The organism is Halomonas bluephagenesis (genome assembly GCF_054790765.1).
The window spans coordinates 1,010,245-1,024,232 of record NZ_CP133631.1; the positions used below are offsets into that span (position 1 = coordinate 1,010,245).

Annotated in this window: 12 protein-coding genes; 5 read left to right on the top strand and 7 right to left on the bottom strand. The window is 51.2% G+C overall.

What is annotated here, in order from left to right; genetic code table 11:
* Positions 1-34 precede the first annotated feature (34 nt).
* Positions 35-1,675 (top strand): BCCT family transporter, encoded by a 1,641-nt coding sequence (locus REH51_RS04540; RefSeq protein WP_009721448.1) that lies wholly within the window; start codon positions 35-37, stop codon positions 1,673-1,675.
* A 74-nt stretch (positions 1,676-1,749) separates the two neighbouring features.
* On the opposite strand, the gene REH51_RS04545 is transcribed toward REH51_RS04540, so the two are convergent.
* From REH51_RS04545 to REH51_RS04555, 3 genes are all read right to left on the bottom strand, one after another.
* Positions 1,750-2,475 (bottom strand): 3'-5' exonuclease, encoded by a 726-nt coding sequence (locus REH51_RS04545; RefSeq protein WP_498936971.1) that lies wholly within the window; start codon positions 2,473-2,475, stop codon positions 1,750-1,752.
* Between the two features lies 1 nt (position 2,476).
* The gene (locus REH51_RS04550) at positions 2,477-4,387 is read right to left on the bottom strand and encodes a DUF294 nucleotidyltransferase-like domain-containing protein (protein WP_009721446.1); all 1,911 of its coding nucleotides are present in this window, start codon (positions 4,385-4,387) and stop codon (positions 2,477-2,479) included.
* Positions 4,388-4,619: 232 nt separating this feature from the next.
* Positions 4,620-5,009 carry a DUF4168 domain-containing protein gene (locus REH51_RS04555; protein ID WP_009721445.1) on the bottom strand — a complete coding sequence of 130 codons (390 nt, stop codon included), beginning with the start codon at positions 5,007-5,009 and terminating at the stop codon, positions 4,620-4,622.
* A 181-nt stretch (positions 5,010-5,190) separates the two neighbouring features.
* On the opposite strand from REH51_RS04555, the gene REH51_RS04560 reads away from it, so the two are divergent.
* Positions 5,191-6,090 (top strand): DMT family transporter, encoded by a 900-nt coding sequence (locus tag REH51_RS04560; RefSeq protein ID WP_442786590.1) that lies wholly within the window; start codon positions 5,191-5,193, stop codon positions 6,088-6,090.
* Positions 6,091-6,094: 4 nt separating this feature from the next.
* Here REH51_RS04560 and mtgA read toward each other — a convergent pair whose 3' ends face one another.
* From mtgA to REH51_RS04575, 3 genes are all read right to left on the bottom strand, one after another.
* Entirely contained in the window at positions 6,095-6,811 is a 717-nt protein-coding gene (mtgA, locus tag REH51_RS04565) for a monofunctional biosynthetic peptidoglycan transglycosylase (protein ID WP_009721442.1), read from the bottom strand.
* A gap of 10 nt (positions 6,812-6,821) precedes the next feature.
* A complete protein-coding gene (fghA, locus tag REH51_RS04570) occupies positions 6,822-7,676 on the bottom strand; it encodes an S-formylglutathione hydrolase (protein ID WP_039868396.1) in 855 nt (284 codons plus the stop codon).
* Positions 7,677-7,751: 75 nt separating this feature from the next.
* Complete coding sequence (locus REH51_RS04575) at positions 7,752-8,861, bottom strand: S-(hydroxymethyl)glutathione dehydrogenase/class III alcohol dehydrogenase (RefSeq protein ID WP_009721440.1); 1,110 nt, start codon at positions 8,859-8,861, stop codon at positions 7,752-7,754.
* A gap of 174 nt (positions 8,862-9,035) precedes the next feature.
* Between REH51_RS04575 and REH51_RS04580 the strand changes: the two genes are divergently transcribed.
* Complete coding sequence (locus REH51_RS04580; RefSeq protein ID WP_009721439.1) at positions 9,036-9,932, top strand: LysR family transcriptional regulator; 897 nt, start codon at positions 9,036-9,038, stop codon at positions 9,930-9,932.
* Here the strand turns inward: REH51_RS04580 and REH51_RS04585 are convergent.
* Positions 9,929-11,296 (bottom strand): L-serine ammonia-lyase, encoded by a 1,368-nt coding sequence (locus tag REH51_RS04585; protein ID WP_498936973.1) that lies wholly within the window; start codon positions 11,294-11,296, stop codon positions 9,929-9,931. The genes REH51_RS04580 and REH51_RS04585 overlap by 4 nt on opposite strands.
* A 198-nt stretch (positions 11,297-11,494) precedes the next feature.
* Between REH51_RS04585 and REH51_RS04590 the strand changes: the two genes are divergently transcribed.
* Together REH51_RS04590 and REH51_RS04595 are read left to right on the top strand one after the other, a co-directional pair.
* On the top strand, positions 11,495-12,145 hold the full coding sequence (locus tag REH51_RS04590; RefSeq protein WP_009721437.1) for a hypothetical protein: 651 nt from the start codon (positions 11,495-11,497) through the stop codon (positions 12,143-12,145).
* Positions 12,146-12,331: 186 nt separating this feature from the next.
* The gene (locus REH51_RS04595) at positions 12,332-13,903 is read left to right on the top strand and encodes an AbgT family transporter (protein ID WP_009721436.1); all 1,572 of its coding nucleotides are present in this window, start codon (positions 12,332-12,334) and stop codon (positions 13,901-13,903) included.
* Positions 13,904-13,988: the final 85 nt, after the last annotated feature.

Genomic DNA, 13,988 nt, shown 5'->3' on the forward strand with positions numbered 1-13,988 from the left:
CATAGCCGTTTTTGTTCAACATGGAGAGGCTAAAGTGGATAATCCTGATTCAAAACGCTCCCCAGATGAGCCGGTCTCAGAGGGCATTCCCGCCCCTGACGGCCCAGCAAATCTAATAGATACCGATTACGTTATCGGCCAAGACAACATCACCACCAGTACGATGGGCGTGAACCTTGATCTACATGGCAAGGTATTCACCATCTCGTCAATTGTGGTTCTACTGTTTGTCATCTTAACACTCGCATTACAAGACACTATCGCACCGGTATATGACGCTATTTTTAGCTTTCTGACCGGTAATTTGGCGTGGTTCTTTATTTTTGCCGCCAATATTTTCGTTATTCTGTGTCTTGGGTTAATTATTTCGCCGCTAGGCAAAATCCGCATCGGCGGGGCTGATGCAAAGCCCGACTTTACCTATGTGGGTTGGTTTTCAATGCTATTTGCCGCAGGCATGGGCATTGGCCTGATGTTCTTTGGCGTAAACGAGCCGCTGACCCACTTTGGAACATCCTTTGATGGTGGAAGCTGGGCACCGTTAGCGGGCGCCGAAGGTGATGCTGCAGGTGCGGCTGCACTGGGTATGGCAGCCACAATCTTCCACTGGGGCCTACACCCCTGGGCGATTTACGCGGTCGTGGCGCTGTCACTTGCCTTATTTTCGTTTAACAAAGGGCTACCGCTGTCTATGCGCTCGGTGTTCTACCCCATACTCGGTGAACGCGTATGGGGCTGGCCGGGGCATCTAATCGATATTCTGGCAGTATTTGCCACACTGTTTGGTTTGGCAACGTCGCTTGGTTTGGGCGCAACCCAAGCAGCGGCAGGCTTGACCTACCTGTTTGGCGCACCAGAAAGCGATATCACGATGATTCTGCTCATCATCGGCATCACGATTATCGCTATCGGATCAATTATGGCCGGGGTCGATAAAGGCGTTCAACTGCTCTCAAAAATCAACATCGCTATGGCGGCAGTGCTGCTTTTCTTCGTTATTGCCGTTGGCCCAACGTTGCTCATCGCCACAGGTTTCTTTGAAAACCTGCTTAACTATGTTGTCCACTTGCCAGCACTGTCGAATCCGTTTGGCCGTGAAGATGCGAACTTTAGCCAAGGTTGGACTGCCTTCTATTGGGCTTGGTGGATCTCCTGGTCTCCGTATGTAGGTATGTTTATCGCACGGGTTTCCCGTGGCCGTACTGTGCGCGAATTCTTGGTTTCGGTTCTACTAGTGCCTTCCATTGTATCGGTACTCTGGATGACCACCTTTGGCGGCACCGCCATTGACCAGTACGTTAGCCAAGGTATTGAAGCCGTGCGCGACGCGGGCGTGGATCTGCAATTGTTCATCATGCTTGAACAACTGCCGCTGTCACAAATCACCTCGTTTGTTGCTATTTTGCTGGTCATTATTTTCTTTGTGACCTCTTCTGACTCTGGCTCACTGGTTATCGACTCTATTACCGCAGGCGGCAAGGTGGATGCACCGAAGCCACAGCGCGTGTTCTGGGCGATTATCGAAGGAGCTATCGCAATTGCGTTGCTGCTTGGCGGCGGTTTGACCGCACTGCAAACCATGGCGGTTTCTACTGGCTTCCCGTTCACCATCATCTTGCTGGTGGCATGCTATGCCATTATCAAAGGGCTGATGAGCGAACCTAAAGCGGTATGATGTGAATCTCAATTGCACTAAACCACAAACGGGCAGCCAAATGGCTGCCCGTTTGCGTTAAGCGATTCCACCCCTTAAACCCAAATATCTTTCAACCGTGTCTCAGGCGTGTAGTGGTGACTGATCTGCGCTTGTAACAACTCGGCTGTCGCCAGTGCGTCGACCAGTGCATGATGACCTTGATAGGCAGGCAAACCATAGCGTTCACGGCTTGCATTTAAGCGAATCGAAACAGGCGGACGCCCCAGCCAGCGGCGAAATCGTGCCCACAATGTTTGTCGATGCATACGCGCCTCAAGCGACATGGTATCGATCATCGGGAACATCACCCCTTCTCCCCGCCGCGCTTTAACGGCAGGATCGAGAAAAGGACGTTCGATATTGCGAAAATGCACCACCACCAATCGCCCAGCCAGCACAGCTAATAGCTCATTCAGTACTGCGTCCAAGTCTGGTGCAGTGGCTATTTCTGAGTGTGTGATGTGATGGTAAGCAATGGACTCCTCATCCAAGGGCCTAGGAGGCTTCACTACCCAGTAACGACGCTGGGCGAGCGGAATGCGATCCAGTGTGAAAGGCACCACACCAATGCTGACAATCGCATGACGCCGCTCATCCAGCCCCGTTGTTTCCATATCTAACGCCACCATCGGCACTTGCGCGATAGGTGTATCAGGGTTGGGTAGCGGCGTTGCAAAAAATTGCCTAAGCGCATCATCATGGGTTTGTTCGGCACGCTCAGCCATATAGCCTATCCAGTTAGCTTGAACTACTTTTTGGCGGGGCCGGATTCCATGCATATTATCGCCCCTGCCGCTGAGCGGGCACTGGATAGCGGAACTTCAAGAATTTTTGCGCGTTGTTGAGTACTTGAAAAGCATCTTTAAGCGTGTGACGCTCGCTATCCTCGACATTCTCCGGCTCGATATTGTTATCGGGGAAACGGTCTTCCTGCAGGTCTATCACTTGATGGCGAATCCGCGACATACATAAAAACTCAAACGCGTAACTGAGCTTATCGCTTACGCCCGTCGCAAGTAGCTGGGTATTGCTAATATCGTTTAAGCGCTGGAAAGAGTTTTGCGCTTTAGACCCACAGGCCAGCGCATGTACCCGAATAAGGTCAACCATGGGGGCAGTACCACGCCGCTTTAGGTTGATAGAATTATTATGTTTTCCATCCTTTTCCATCACAAACGTGCGGAAGAACCCAAGCGGCGGCGTTCGATTCAGCGCATTACGGGCCATGGCTGCCAAAAATAGTGGCGACTGAGGAGCCGTTTGGGCAATCAAGTCCTGAAGCGCTTCAACCAAGTGGTCTTCGCCGTAAATGCTGTCTAAATCGAAGAAGATCGAACTATGAAGCAGCCTTTCAGGGGTTGGGTTCGCCATCCAATCTTGAAAATAGCGCTTCCAAACATTCAACGGCTGACGCCATTGGCGGTTGGTCGCCATTACATCGCCTTTGCAGTAGGTATAACCGCAAGCATCTAGGCCATCGCTTACAAAGGCAGCTAACGCGTGAAAGTAGTCGTCATGCTCGTCGGGATTGAAATCGTCTGACAAGATCAGTGCATTATCCTGATCGGTGACGATACTTTGCTCATTTCGCGCCATGGAGCCATTAACCATAAAGCAGTAAGGCACAGGCGGTGGCCCTAGCTCTTCTTCAGCAAGCTCTAGCAGTCGCCGCGTAAAACTACGCCCAATGGTCGACAAGGCACTTCCCACCATCTGCGAATTAGCACCCTCTTGCACCATTCTTACAAAAGCAGCGCGTACATCTGGAGCAAGTTTCGCTAGCCCCTGGGCACTGGACTGGTTGAAAATATTGCTTACCAGATACAGCCCACTTTGCGTCTCGTAACGAATAATATCGGAAAGGTGAACAACACCCACCGGACGCTGGCGATAGAGCACCGGTAAGTGATGAACATTGTTGCGCAGCATCGTCAGCATGGCTTCGTAAACCGATGCATCCGACTGAATGGTAATTAACCGTTCGGAAACAACCTCTCCAATGGCCGTTTGCGCTGACAGTCCTTCAGCTACAATGCGGGTGCGGAAGTCACTATCCGTCAGAATGCCGCACATTTGCCAGGTTTTGCCTTCGCTATCCTGAAAGCTGTAGCGCGGATTATTACTGCCTTCATTAATTACCAACACCGCCGACGCTTGAGCCTCATTCACTTGCTTAGCGGCTTGCTGAACGGTGGTGGTGGACTCAACCATGACGGGATAACGCGTTACCAATTTGCGTATCCGCGTGACCATCATGTCGTTAGATTTCTTCTGCTGCTCTGCTGCGGTTTCTAAACGGGGGCGCTCGAGTTCAACAAAGTCAGCAAAATCGTCATCTTCTTCACATAGCCGTTGAAAGACGGCGTTGGGAATAAAGTAGATTAGCGTATCTTCGATCGCTTTAGCGGGTAACCGAACTTTATGGTTTCTCAGCAGGCTAAAATGCCCAAAGATATCCCCCTCGCCCAAGCGGTTATAAAGCTCACCTTGACGACGATATACCTCAACGGCTCCGCTACGGATATAGCACAACTCCGTGAGCATATCGTCAAACTTTAATATATCGCTCCCGGTTTTGTAGTAGCGTACTTGAACCTGCTCGGCTATAGCGTCTAGCAATACATCCGATAAGCCATCAAACGGGGGGAACTGCCCCATATGCTGACGTATTTCTAACAGTTCAACATCCATGCGATCTCCTGCACTTGGCGCGGCAGCATCATCAATAGATGAAGTTTGTCTTGGATAACGTGTATCGTAAACCCTCCAGTCACAAATGAGAGTTAACAAAAGCAAAAAACCCAGCGTAGAACGCTGGGTTTGCATTGGGTCAAACGGGTTATGCTACATAGGTGTCTAGCTCAAGGAGAACTACCATAGAACCTATCACCATAACTTTGAACCAGGGTTGTCATAAACAGAGTTACGACTGGTTAGCCATTTCCTGAACACGCTGCATCATTTCAGGGTCTTGCTGGATTGACTGACCAATGGCGTTAAAGGTATCAACATCTAGACCACTATCTTCAACGACTTCAATCATGCGGTCGTTGGCTTCAGCGCGAACTTCCTGTTGGGTAGTTTCATCTTCTGCTTCCTGCAGACGCTGTGTGTACTCTTGAGAGATCACGGCGATTTCTTGAGAAGCATCGGCGAACTGTTGTAGTTGCTGATCAGAAAAGTCCTGAGCGGGCGCTTGCTGGGTAGCCATCGGATCCTGAGCAGGGTCTTGAGTTTGCTGCGCGTGAGCGGTGCCAGCCAGAAGACCTGTAGCGAGAAGAGCAGCAGAGAACAGAGCAGTCATACGTTGCATAGAAAGAAACCTCATTGATGCGTTATGAATGTGCACCGTGTGACGCGTTGTTCAGGAACAGGTTCAACTTTTTATGTAAAAGTTAGTGACAGAAAGAACGTAACGTAACAAAAAAGCACGCAAAGAATCCCTATGCAGAGGAATTATGGCCAATAATATCAATCACTTAAAAAACATTAACATGGCTTCTTTAGGCCTTGCCGCGATGCCTGGTTTATTTGTTTTACTCTGGAGCACGGGGTTCATTGGCGCAAAATTTGGCCTTCCGTACGCAGAACCTTTCACGTTTTTGTTTATTCGTTTCGTACTCACCCTGATGCTGCTTATTCCACTGACGTGGTTAATGCGCATCGCATGGCCTTCATCGCCAGCACTCTGGCTACATATAGGTGTTTCAGGGCTTTTGGTACACGGTACTTATTTAGGTGGGGTTTTTTACGGTATTTATTTGGGGATGCCTGCTGGGCTTGCAGCGTTATTGGTTGGCCTACAGCCGTTGCTAACGGCAGCCTGTGCTGGCCCGCTGCTGGGTGAACGCTTAACCACCCGCCAGTGGCTGGGGCTACTGCTTGGCCTTGTGGGCATATGTCTTGTACTGGGCAGCAAGCTAGAGTTCGGCACCTCGCTTTTTGCTGGATTTGGCCTTGGCGCCTTAGTTAGCGTGATGGCCGCCTTGGTGGGAATTTCATTGGGTACGCTTTATCAGAAACGCTACTGCACTAGCATGCCACTTCTTTCCGGGGCGGTTATTCAATACATAGCGGCAGGCATGCTACTGGGCATTGGGGCCCTGCTGTTTGAAACCCGCCAGGTCGAATGGAGCATGACGTTTGTGCTCACTCTCGGCTGGCTAGTACTTATTCTGTCTATCGCAGCCATCCTGCTGTTAATGGCGTTGATAAAAAAAGGCGAAGCATCGCGCGTTGCCAGCCTGTTTTATCTAGTGCCACCGGTTACCGCGCTGCAAGCATGGTGGCTTTTCGACGAGCGTCTTCCACTGCTCGGACTGGCAGGCATGGTCATTGCCATTGCAGGAGTGGTCATGGTGGTACGTAAACCTAGCAGTAAAGAAAAAGCTTGAAGCGTTACAATCGCTCCAAGTAGCGGACACCGCCTAGATTACGCATCTGCTGAAGAATCCACTGGCTGCGGCGCTCTACCTGAGCGTCTGGCCGTGACGCGCTGCGGGTACGCGGACTAGGAAGAATAGCCGCTAGTAGGCTTGCTTGCCGTTCGGTCAATGCACTTCCAGACGCCCCAAAATAGTGCCCCGCCGCCGCTTCTAGTCCAAATACTCCTGTATCCCACTCAGCGACATTTAAATACACTTCCAGTATGCGTTGCTTGCTCCATAGCATTTCAATCAGCAACGTAAACCATACTTCTAGCCCCTTGCGGGCCCAGCTACGGCCGCTCCATAAAAAAACATTCTTGGCTGTTTGCTGGCTTAACGTGCTGGCCCCCCGCAGCCGCTCACCATCAAGACTGGCCTTCAGGGCACGCTTTAGCTCAACTAAATCAAAACCACGATGCTGAGGAAAACGCTGGTCTTCCGCTGCTATCACCGCCAGCTTGGCATTGCTGGATAGATTTTCCCAACTTCTCCATTGGCGTTGTATATCGATAGGTTCGCTGTTTATCCAGCTTTGAATTTTACGCTCTACCATCACCATCGAGCCAGGAGGCGGGACAAATCGGAATAGCAACACCAGCGCAACTGAAAGGACAATAAAAGCCAGCGCGCCACGCCAAATAAGACGCCATATCAAACCAAGAAAACGGCGCAACGCGCGATTAAGCATTTCGATATCCTTAGCGCTTCATGAGGTGTTCTGCATGATAGCGCAAATGCTCCTCGATGAACGAGGCGATAAAGAAGTAGCTATGATCGTAGCCTGGCTGGCGGCGCAATGTCAGCGGGTGATCATGCTCTTCACACACCGCTTCCAAACGCTCCGGCATCAGCTGCTCATCCAGGAACTGGTCGGCCTCACCTTGATCGATAAATAGCCGCTGACGAGAGGCACCATTAGCGACCAGTTCACAGGCATCGTACTGGCGCCAACGCGACTGGTCGTCGCCCAAATAACTGGTGAATGCTTTTTGTCCCCAGGGGCAGTTCATTGGGTTAACAATGGGCGCAAAAGCGGAAACCGAACGGAACCGGCCAGGATGGCGCAACGCCAAGATTAACGCCCCGTGACCGCCCATGGAGTGACCACTGATCGACTCACGCCCGTTCACTGGGAAGTGCTGACGCACCACCGAAGGCAGCTCTTCAATCACGTAATCATACATGCGGTAATTCGATTTCCAGGGGGCTTGAGTGGCGTTTACATAAAAACCAGCGCCCGACCCTAGATCATAACTTTCATGTTCACCGGACAGCTCAGTGCCGCGAGGGCTGGTGTCGGGGCAAACAATCGCCACCCCTAGCTCAGCAGCGATGCGGTGCGCGCCTGCTTTCTGCATAAAGTTTTCATCGTTACAGGTCAGGCCCGACAACCACCAAAGCAGCGGTACGCGCTCATTCTCAGCCTGAGGCGGCAGGTAAACCGCGAACACCATGTCGCAATCCAGCGCCCGGGAGTAATGGCGGTAGCGCTTGTGCCAGCCACCAAAACTGCGATTGGCAGACACCAGTTCTAAAGTTTCACTCATGCTCATGGGCAGGCTCCTTGAAAAGATGAAAACGCGGCGGGTTTCCCCTACCGCGCTCATTTACCCTATTACCAATGATACTCAGTAATGCAGCACGGTACGAATGCTCTTACCTGCATGAAGTAAATCAAAGGCTTCATTAATTTTCTCAAACGGCATGTCGTGGGTAATAAAGTCGTCGATATTCAGCTCGCCATTCATATAGCGTTCGACGTAACCCGGTAACTCACTACGACCTTTAACACCGCCAAACGCAGAGCCTTTCCAAACGCGTCCGGTGACCAGTTGGAAGGGGCGCGTGGAGATCTCTTCGCCAGCGCCCGCGACACCGATGACAATAGACTCACCCCAGCCTTTATGACAGCACTCAAGGGCCGAGCGCATTACGTTAACATTGCCGATACACTCAAAGGAGTAATCAACGCCGCCGTCAGTCATATCGACGATTACCTGCTGAATCGGATCGCTGTAGTCTTTCGGGTTGACGAAGTCGGTCGCGCCAAACTGCTTGGCCAATTCAAATTTATCGGGATTTACATCGATAGCAATAATCTTCGAGGCTTTTGCCATTACCGCCCCTTGGATGACCGCTAAACCAATCGCGCCCAAACCAAAAACGGCGATGGTGGAGCCTGGCTCTACTTTTGCCGTATTAAGTACCGCACCAATACCGGTAGTAACGCCACAGCCCAATAGGCAAATTTTATCCATGGGTGCTTCTTTGGAGACCACCGCAAGCGACACTTCCGGCAGCACGGTGTACTCACTAAAGGTCGACGTACCCATGTAGTGATGCAGCATTTTGCCATCTAGCGAAAAACGCGAAGTGCCATCAGGCATCACACCTTTTCCCTGAGTAGCGCGCACGCTGCCACACAGGTTGGTTTTACCGGAGAGGCAGAATTTACATTTTCCGCACTCGGCAGTGTATAGCGGGATAACATGGTCACCCGGCTTAACGCTGGTCACACCCTCGCCAACTTCCTGTACCACACCAGCGCCTTCATGGCCCAATACCGCTGGGAAATTACCTTCAGGATCAGCGCCAGACAGGGTATAAGCATCGGTGTGGCATACGCTAGTCGCTGCCATCTTAACCAATACTTCGCCCGCCTTCGGGCCTTCTACATCAATTTCGACTAATTCAAGCGGTTTACCCGCTTCGAGTGCTACGGCGGCACGTGATTTCATCATGCATCTCCTTAATGGTCACATAAGAATAAATACTGTCTTTATCTGACTTGTTTTAATCGAATCAGATTTAATGGCTGCAGTGTAGGTCAGCTAGGCGAGCAGGATAAAGCGGGATACACTCACAAGATTATTGCTACTGAGCAACAATCACAGATTAATCAAGGACTGCCCGTGCAACGCTGGGATCGTATTGAGGCATTCGTCGAGGTGGTAAGGCTGGGAACATTCTCGGCCGCTGCACGACACTTAAAAGTATCGACATCGCATATCAGCCGCTTGGTGAGCCAGTTGGAAAATCAGTTGGGCGTTCAGCTTTTGTACCGCACAACACGGCAAATTCGCTTAACCGATGCAGGGGCAATCTACGTTGAGCACTGCCGCCATCTCTTTGATGGCCTGCGCGATGCAGAGCAAGCTATCAGCGAGCTTCAGGCAAATCCGCGTGGGCTGCTGAAGCTGACCTCAGCGACGACGTTTGGCGAGCGCTATATCGCTCCACTGGTTAATGACTTCCAGTGTCTGCACCCGCAGCTTGAAGTGCATATGCACTTCACTAATCGCCCCGTAGAAATTATTGAAGAAGGCTATGATATTGCTATTCGCATGGGGGTACTCAAAGACTCTAGCCTGATTGCTCGGCGGCTGTGCGAACGGCAGGAGTATGTCGTGGGATCCCGGGCTTACTTCCGCCAGGCTCCCAGGCCACATACGTTATCGGAACTTAGCCAGCACCGTTGCCTGATGGGCTCACGCCCTAACTGGTTGTTTGAAGTCAACGGGCAGCGCCGCGAAGTTAAAGTGGAAGGCTGCTGGAGCGGCAATTCTGGGCCCGCGCTGCTTGACGCCGCGCTTAAAGGGCTGGGGCTTGCCCAACTGCCGGATTACTACGTAGCCCCCTATCTTGCCAGTGGTGAACTGGTGTCCGTGTTGGAGCCTTTCCAACACAACGATACAGCGGTATGGGCGGTGTATCCCCGTCACCGCCACCTATCACCCAAAATACGCCAGCTCGTCGATTACTTGGTAGCCAATATTGATGCGACGCTACCGCCCCGCCCGTCTGGCTAACACTCGATGGCGTTAACAGCCAAGCCACCTTTTGACGTCTCTTTGTATTTATCTTGCATATCTCGGCCAGTGTCACGCATGGTACGAATCACTTTATCCAACGATACAAAATGGTCTCCATCACCATGCATCGCCATTCTTGCAGCATTGATCGCCTTCACCGAGGCAATGGCGTTTCTCTCAATACACGGCACTTGAACCAATCCCGCTACTGGGTCGCAAGTAAGGCCAAGATTATGTTCTAGACCAATTTCAGCAGCGTTTTCCACCTGTTTTGGCGATCCACCCAGCACTTCAGCAAGCCCAGCGGCTGCCATAGCACAAGCAGAGCCGACCTCCCCCTGACAGCCAACTTCCGCGCCGGAAATCGATGCGTTCTTTTTACATAAAATCCCCATCGCTCCCGCCGCCAACAAAAAGGCCACTATGTCATCGTCACAGGCATCTGGCTCAAATTTCAAATAGTACGCCAGCACAGCAGGCACAATACCAGCGGCACCGTTAGTCGGTGCGGTGACCATCCGTTTACCCGCAGCATTCTCTTCATTCACCGCCAGAGCAAACAAATTGACCCAATCCATCACTGTGAAGCTCGACACAATCAAACGTTGATTCTGTGGAGGTGAAAGCAGTTGTTGATGCAGCCCATGGGCACGACGACGAACGTTCAAACCACCGGGCAAATGCCCCGTCGCTTTTAGGCCATTTTCAATACTAGTACGCATTGCTTGCCAAATCGTCAGTAGCTCTGTGCGAATCATCTCTTCACTGCGCCATGCTTTTTCGTTTTCAAACATTAACTCACTGATACGCAGACCATTTTCTTGGCAGAGCGCTAACAATTCATTAGCCGTTTCAAAAGGGTAAGGCAGCGCCGTTTTGTCTTCTTCTAACCCTCCCTGATCGGCGCAGGCTTTGTCGACATAAAAGCCACCACCAAGGGAATAATAGGTATTTGTCGCGATAACCGTATCGTGTTGATAAGCCGTTAACACCATGGCGTTTGGGTGAAATGGTAAGCACTGTTCGTCCCATTCAATATCCCGGGTACGATCAAACGATAGCGTCTGCCCATTGGGCAGCGTTAGTTGAGCGCCTTCATCAAGCGCGCGTAGTCGCTCAGTAATGGTATCTGGATCAATTGACTCTGGCGTTTCCCCCATCAAGCCCATGATGACGGCACCGTCAGTACCATGCCCGATGCCGGTAGAGGCTAACGAACCATGAAGCCGAACCACAATGCGCGTCAGCGACGGTGGTGTAACAGCTTGGCTAAAATCGCGTGCAGCACGCATCGGCCCAACCGTATGAGAGCTTGATGGGCCAATCCCAATTCTAAAGAGATCAAAAACGCTTATTGCCATTGTGTTGTCCGCCCCTCAGCGGTAGTTGTTGATTACCTGTTAGCTACGTTACTGTGCAGCCTTAACCCACCATTAGTCGAGCAGTTCACATTAAGTTCGGCGTGCGGGCATAGAAGGGTGACGATATAATGAATATTCTTCTATGCGTGCTTTTGAGCATCTCACTTAAAACGTTATCTTTCCGATAAGGATGTTGGTATGCCCTCTTCCCCACCGCAGTGGCCAATCAGTTTCGGATATACGCTCCTGCGTGCAACGCTTTATGTGCTTTTTATCGCAGGTATTGCCCAGGGCGGTTATTTCGAAGCTCTCTATCTACCTAACGTGCGCTATACCGAGCTAGGCTTTACGGAATTCGCCCAAACTCTGGTACTGGCCAGCTGTTGTGGCTTATTAATTTATGTGCGCCAAGTACTCAGAGTGTGGCCTACCGTCACGCTTCTATTGCTGGCATTTGTAGCTGCGTCGCTGGTGCGCGAACAGGATTACTTTTTAGATCACTACGTCGCAGACAACACCTGGAAAGTACTGGTATCGTTAATTGTAATACCTAGCCTTGTATGGGTAGTCGTGCATCGCCGCCGATTTATTGAGGAATTCTCTCATTATAGCAACACGTTCGCGTTTGGACTTTTCACTGCTGGCGTTCTTGTTACCTATATCTTCTCTCGCCTTTATGGCCGCCAAGACTTCTGGCGAGCCGTCATGCAGGACGACTATATCCGCGAATTTAAAGATGTCGCAGAAGAAGCCATCGAACTTTTAGGCTATAGCTTGATTCTATTTGCCATGATTGAGCTTCTATTGATTGCTCGGCGTATCTACAAGACGCGCCAAATCCCTCGCTAAGCCTCACTCGCTATCCCATTAGTGCCCTTCGCTATCGCCGCCTAACGCTCTGTATAGGCGGCATTTCATTTTTTACATCTCGCTATACGCAAAGCCATTTGCGCCGCTGTTGGCTTCAACGTAGTGTCGTCCGCCAGACTTATGGGCATTTTTGCTGAAAAATAACCTACTGACGACACAAATCTTATGACAAACTCACAAAATCGCGAAGAAAACCTAAAGCGAGGGGCTTTTACTCGCTTTCTAGATAGCGTTGAGTGGCTGGGTAACCTTCTTCCACATCCTGTTACTCTATTCGCTATTTTATGTGTGCTGGTAGTAATCGCCAGCGGCATCGCCGGAGCATTAGGTGTATCTGTTGCTGATCCTCGCCCTGCTAACGCAGGTGAATGGATAGCGGTTAATTCGTTGCTCAATGCCGAAGGCCTGCGTCGTTTAGTCACTGAAATGGTGACCAACTTCACTAGCTTTGCACCGCTGGGCACGGTGCTGGTGGCCATGCTCGGGGTCGGCGTTGCTGAACACTCCGGCCTGCTTTCAGCCAGCATGCGGGCGCTGGTTCTCAACCGCTCGCCGCGTATTGTCACTTATGCAGTGGTATTTGCCGGCATCATGTCGAACATGGCGGCTGAGCTTGGCTATGTCGTATTGATTCCTTTGGCGGCAATGATCTTCCACTCATTAGGGCGTCATCCATTGGCGGGCCTAGCTGCCGCATTCTGCGGTGTCTCTGGAGGCTACAGCGCTAACCTACTGATCGGCACCGTTGACCCACTGTTATCGGGCATTACCCAGGAAGCAGCGCGCCTTCTCGACCCAGCTTACATTGTGGGTGCAGAAGCCAACTGGTTCTTCATGTTCGCCAGCACGTTCTTCGTCACGCTTATTGGTGGCTTTGTTACTGAGCGCATCGTAGAACCCAAGCTTGGTAAATTCGACTCCACCTACGCTGATAGCGATATTGATAACCAACGCATGGAAGGGCTGTCAGCATCAGAGAAACGCGCCTTAAAAGGGACTGGTCTTGCGACATTAGCTTTAGCCGCACTGGTGGCTGTCATGGTAGTGCCCGAAAGTGGCATATTGCGCAACCCCGAAACAGGGCTGATTAGCGGCTCACCCTTTTTGCGTGGCATTGTGGTGATTGTCGCGGTGTCATTCACCTTATTGGGTTTCGTCTATGGCCGCTTAGCAGGCACCATGCAAAATGATCGCGATATTGTCGATGCCATGGCGAAGAGTATGAGCAGCCTCGGCCTCTATATCGTTCTGGTCTTTTTTGCGGCGCAGTTTGTTGCGCTATTTAACTGGAGCAACTTTGGCACCGTGACAGCCGTTGCAGGTGCCGACCTGCTGCAGTCCTTAGGGCTACGCGGTCCAGGCCTATTCGCGCTGTTTATTATTATGTGCGCGTTCGTCAATCTATCTTTAGGCAGCGCCTCAGCTCAGTGGGCCGTGACGGCTCCGATCTTTGTGCCAATGCTAATGCTGATGGGCTATGCCCCAGAAGTGATTCAAGCGGCGTATCGGATCGGCGATTCAGTGACCAATCTAATTACCCCCATGATGAGCTACTTTGGCTTGATTTTGGCCGTGGCAACCCGCTATCGGAAAGATATGGGAATTGGTACGTTGGTGGCACTCATGCTGCCCTACACGCTATTTATGCTGATTGGCTGGAGCCTGCTGTTCTTTATTTGGGTATTCGTTTTTGGCTTGCCTGTCGGCCCTGGGTCAGCCACGCATTACACGCTGTAAGCTTTATCAACATATAACGCTCATGGCATAACGCAAAAACCCCGCCGTTCTATGAACGGCGGGCTTTTTGGTCATGGTGGCGACT

What these genes read in the sequence shown, in the direction of transcription:
- REH51_RS04545 (WP_498936971.1), bottom strand. Translation starts at nt 2,475, where the DNA reads ATGCATGGAATCCGGCCCCGCCAAAAAGTAGTTCAAGCTAACTGGATA.
- REH51_RS04550 (WP_009721446.1), bottom strand. Translation starts at nt 4,387, where the DNA reads ATGGATGTTGAACTGTTAGAAATACGTCAGCATATGGGGCAGTTCCCC.
- REH51_RS04555 (WP_009721445.1), bottom strand. Translation starts at nt 5,009, where the DNA reads ATGCAACGTATGACTGCTCTGTTCTCTGCTGCTCTTCTCGCTACAGGT.
- REH51_RS04560 (WP_442786590.1), top strand. Translation starts at nt 5,191, where the DNA reads ATGGCTTCTTTAGGCCTTGCCGCGATGCCTGGTTTATTTGTTTTACTC.
- mtgA (WP_009721442.1), bottom strand. Translation starts at nt 6,811, where the DNA reads ATGCTTAATCGCGCGTTGCGCCGTTTTCTTGGTTTGATATGGCGTCTT.
- fghA (WP_039868396.1), bottom strand. Translation starts at nt 7,676, where the DNA reads ATGAGCATGAGTGAAACTTTAGAACTGGTGTCTGCCAATCGCAGTTTT.
- REH51_RS04575 (WP_009721440.1), bottom strand. Translation starts at nt 8,861, where the DNA reads ATGAAATCACGTGCCGCCGTAGCACTCGAAGCGGGTAAACCGCTTGAA.
- REH51_RS04585 (WP_498936973.1), bottom strand. Translation starts at nt 11,296, where the DNA reads ATGGCAATAAGCGTTTTTGATCTCTTTAGAATTGGGATTGGCCCATCA.
- REH51_RS04590 (WP_009721437.1), top strand. Translation starts at nt 11,495, where the DNA reads ATGCCCTCTTCCCCACCGCAGTGGCCAATCAGTTTCGGATATACGCTC.
- REH51_RS04595 (WP_009721436.1), top strand. Translation starts at nt 12,332, where the DNA reads ATGACAAACTCACAAAATCGCGAAGAAAACCTAAAGCGAGGGGCTTTT.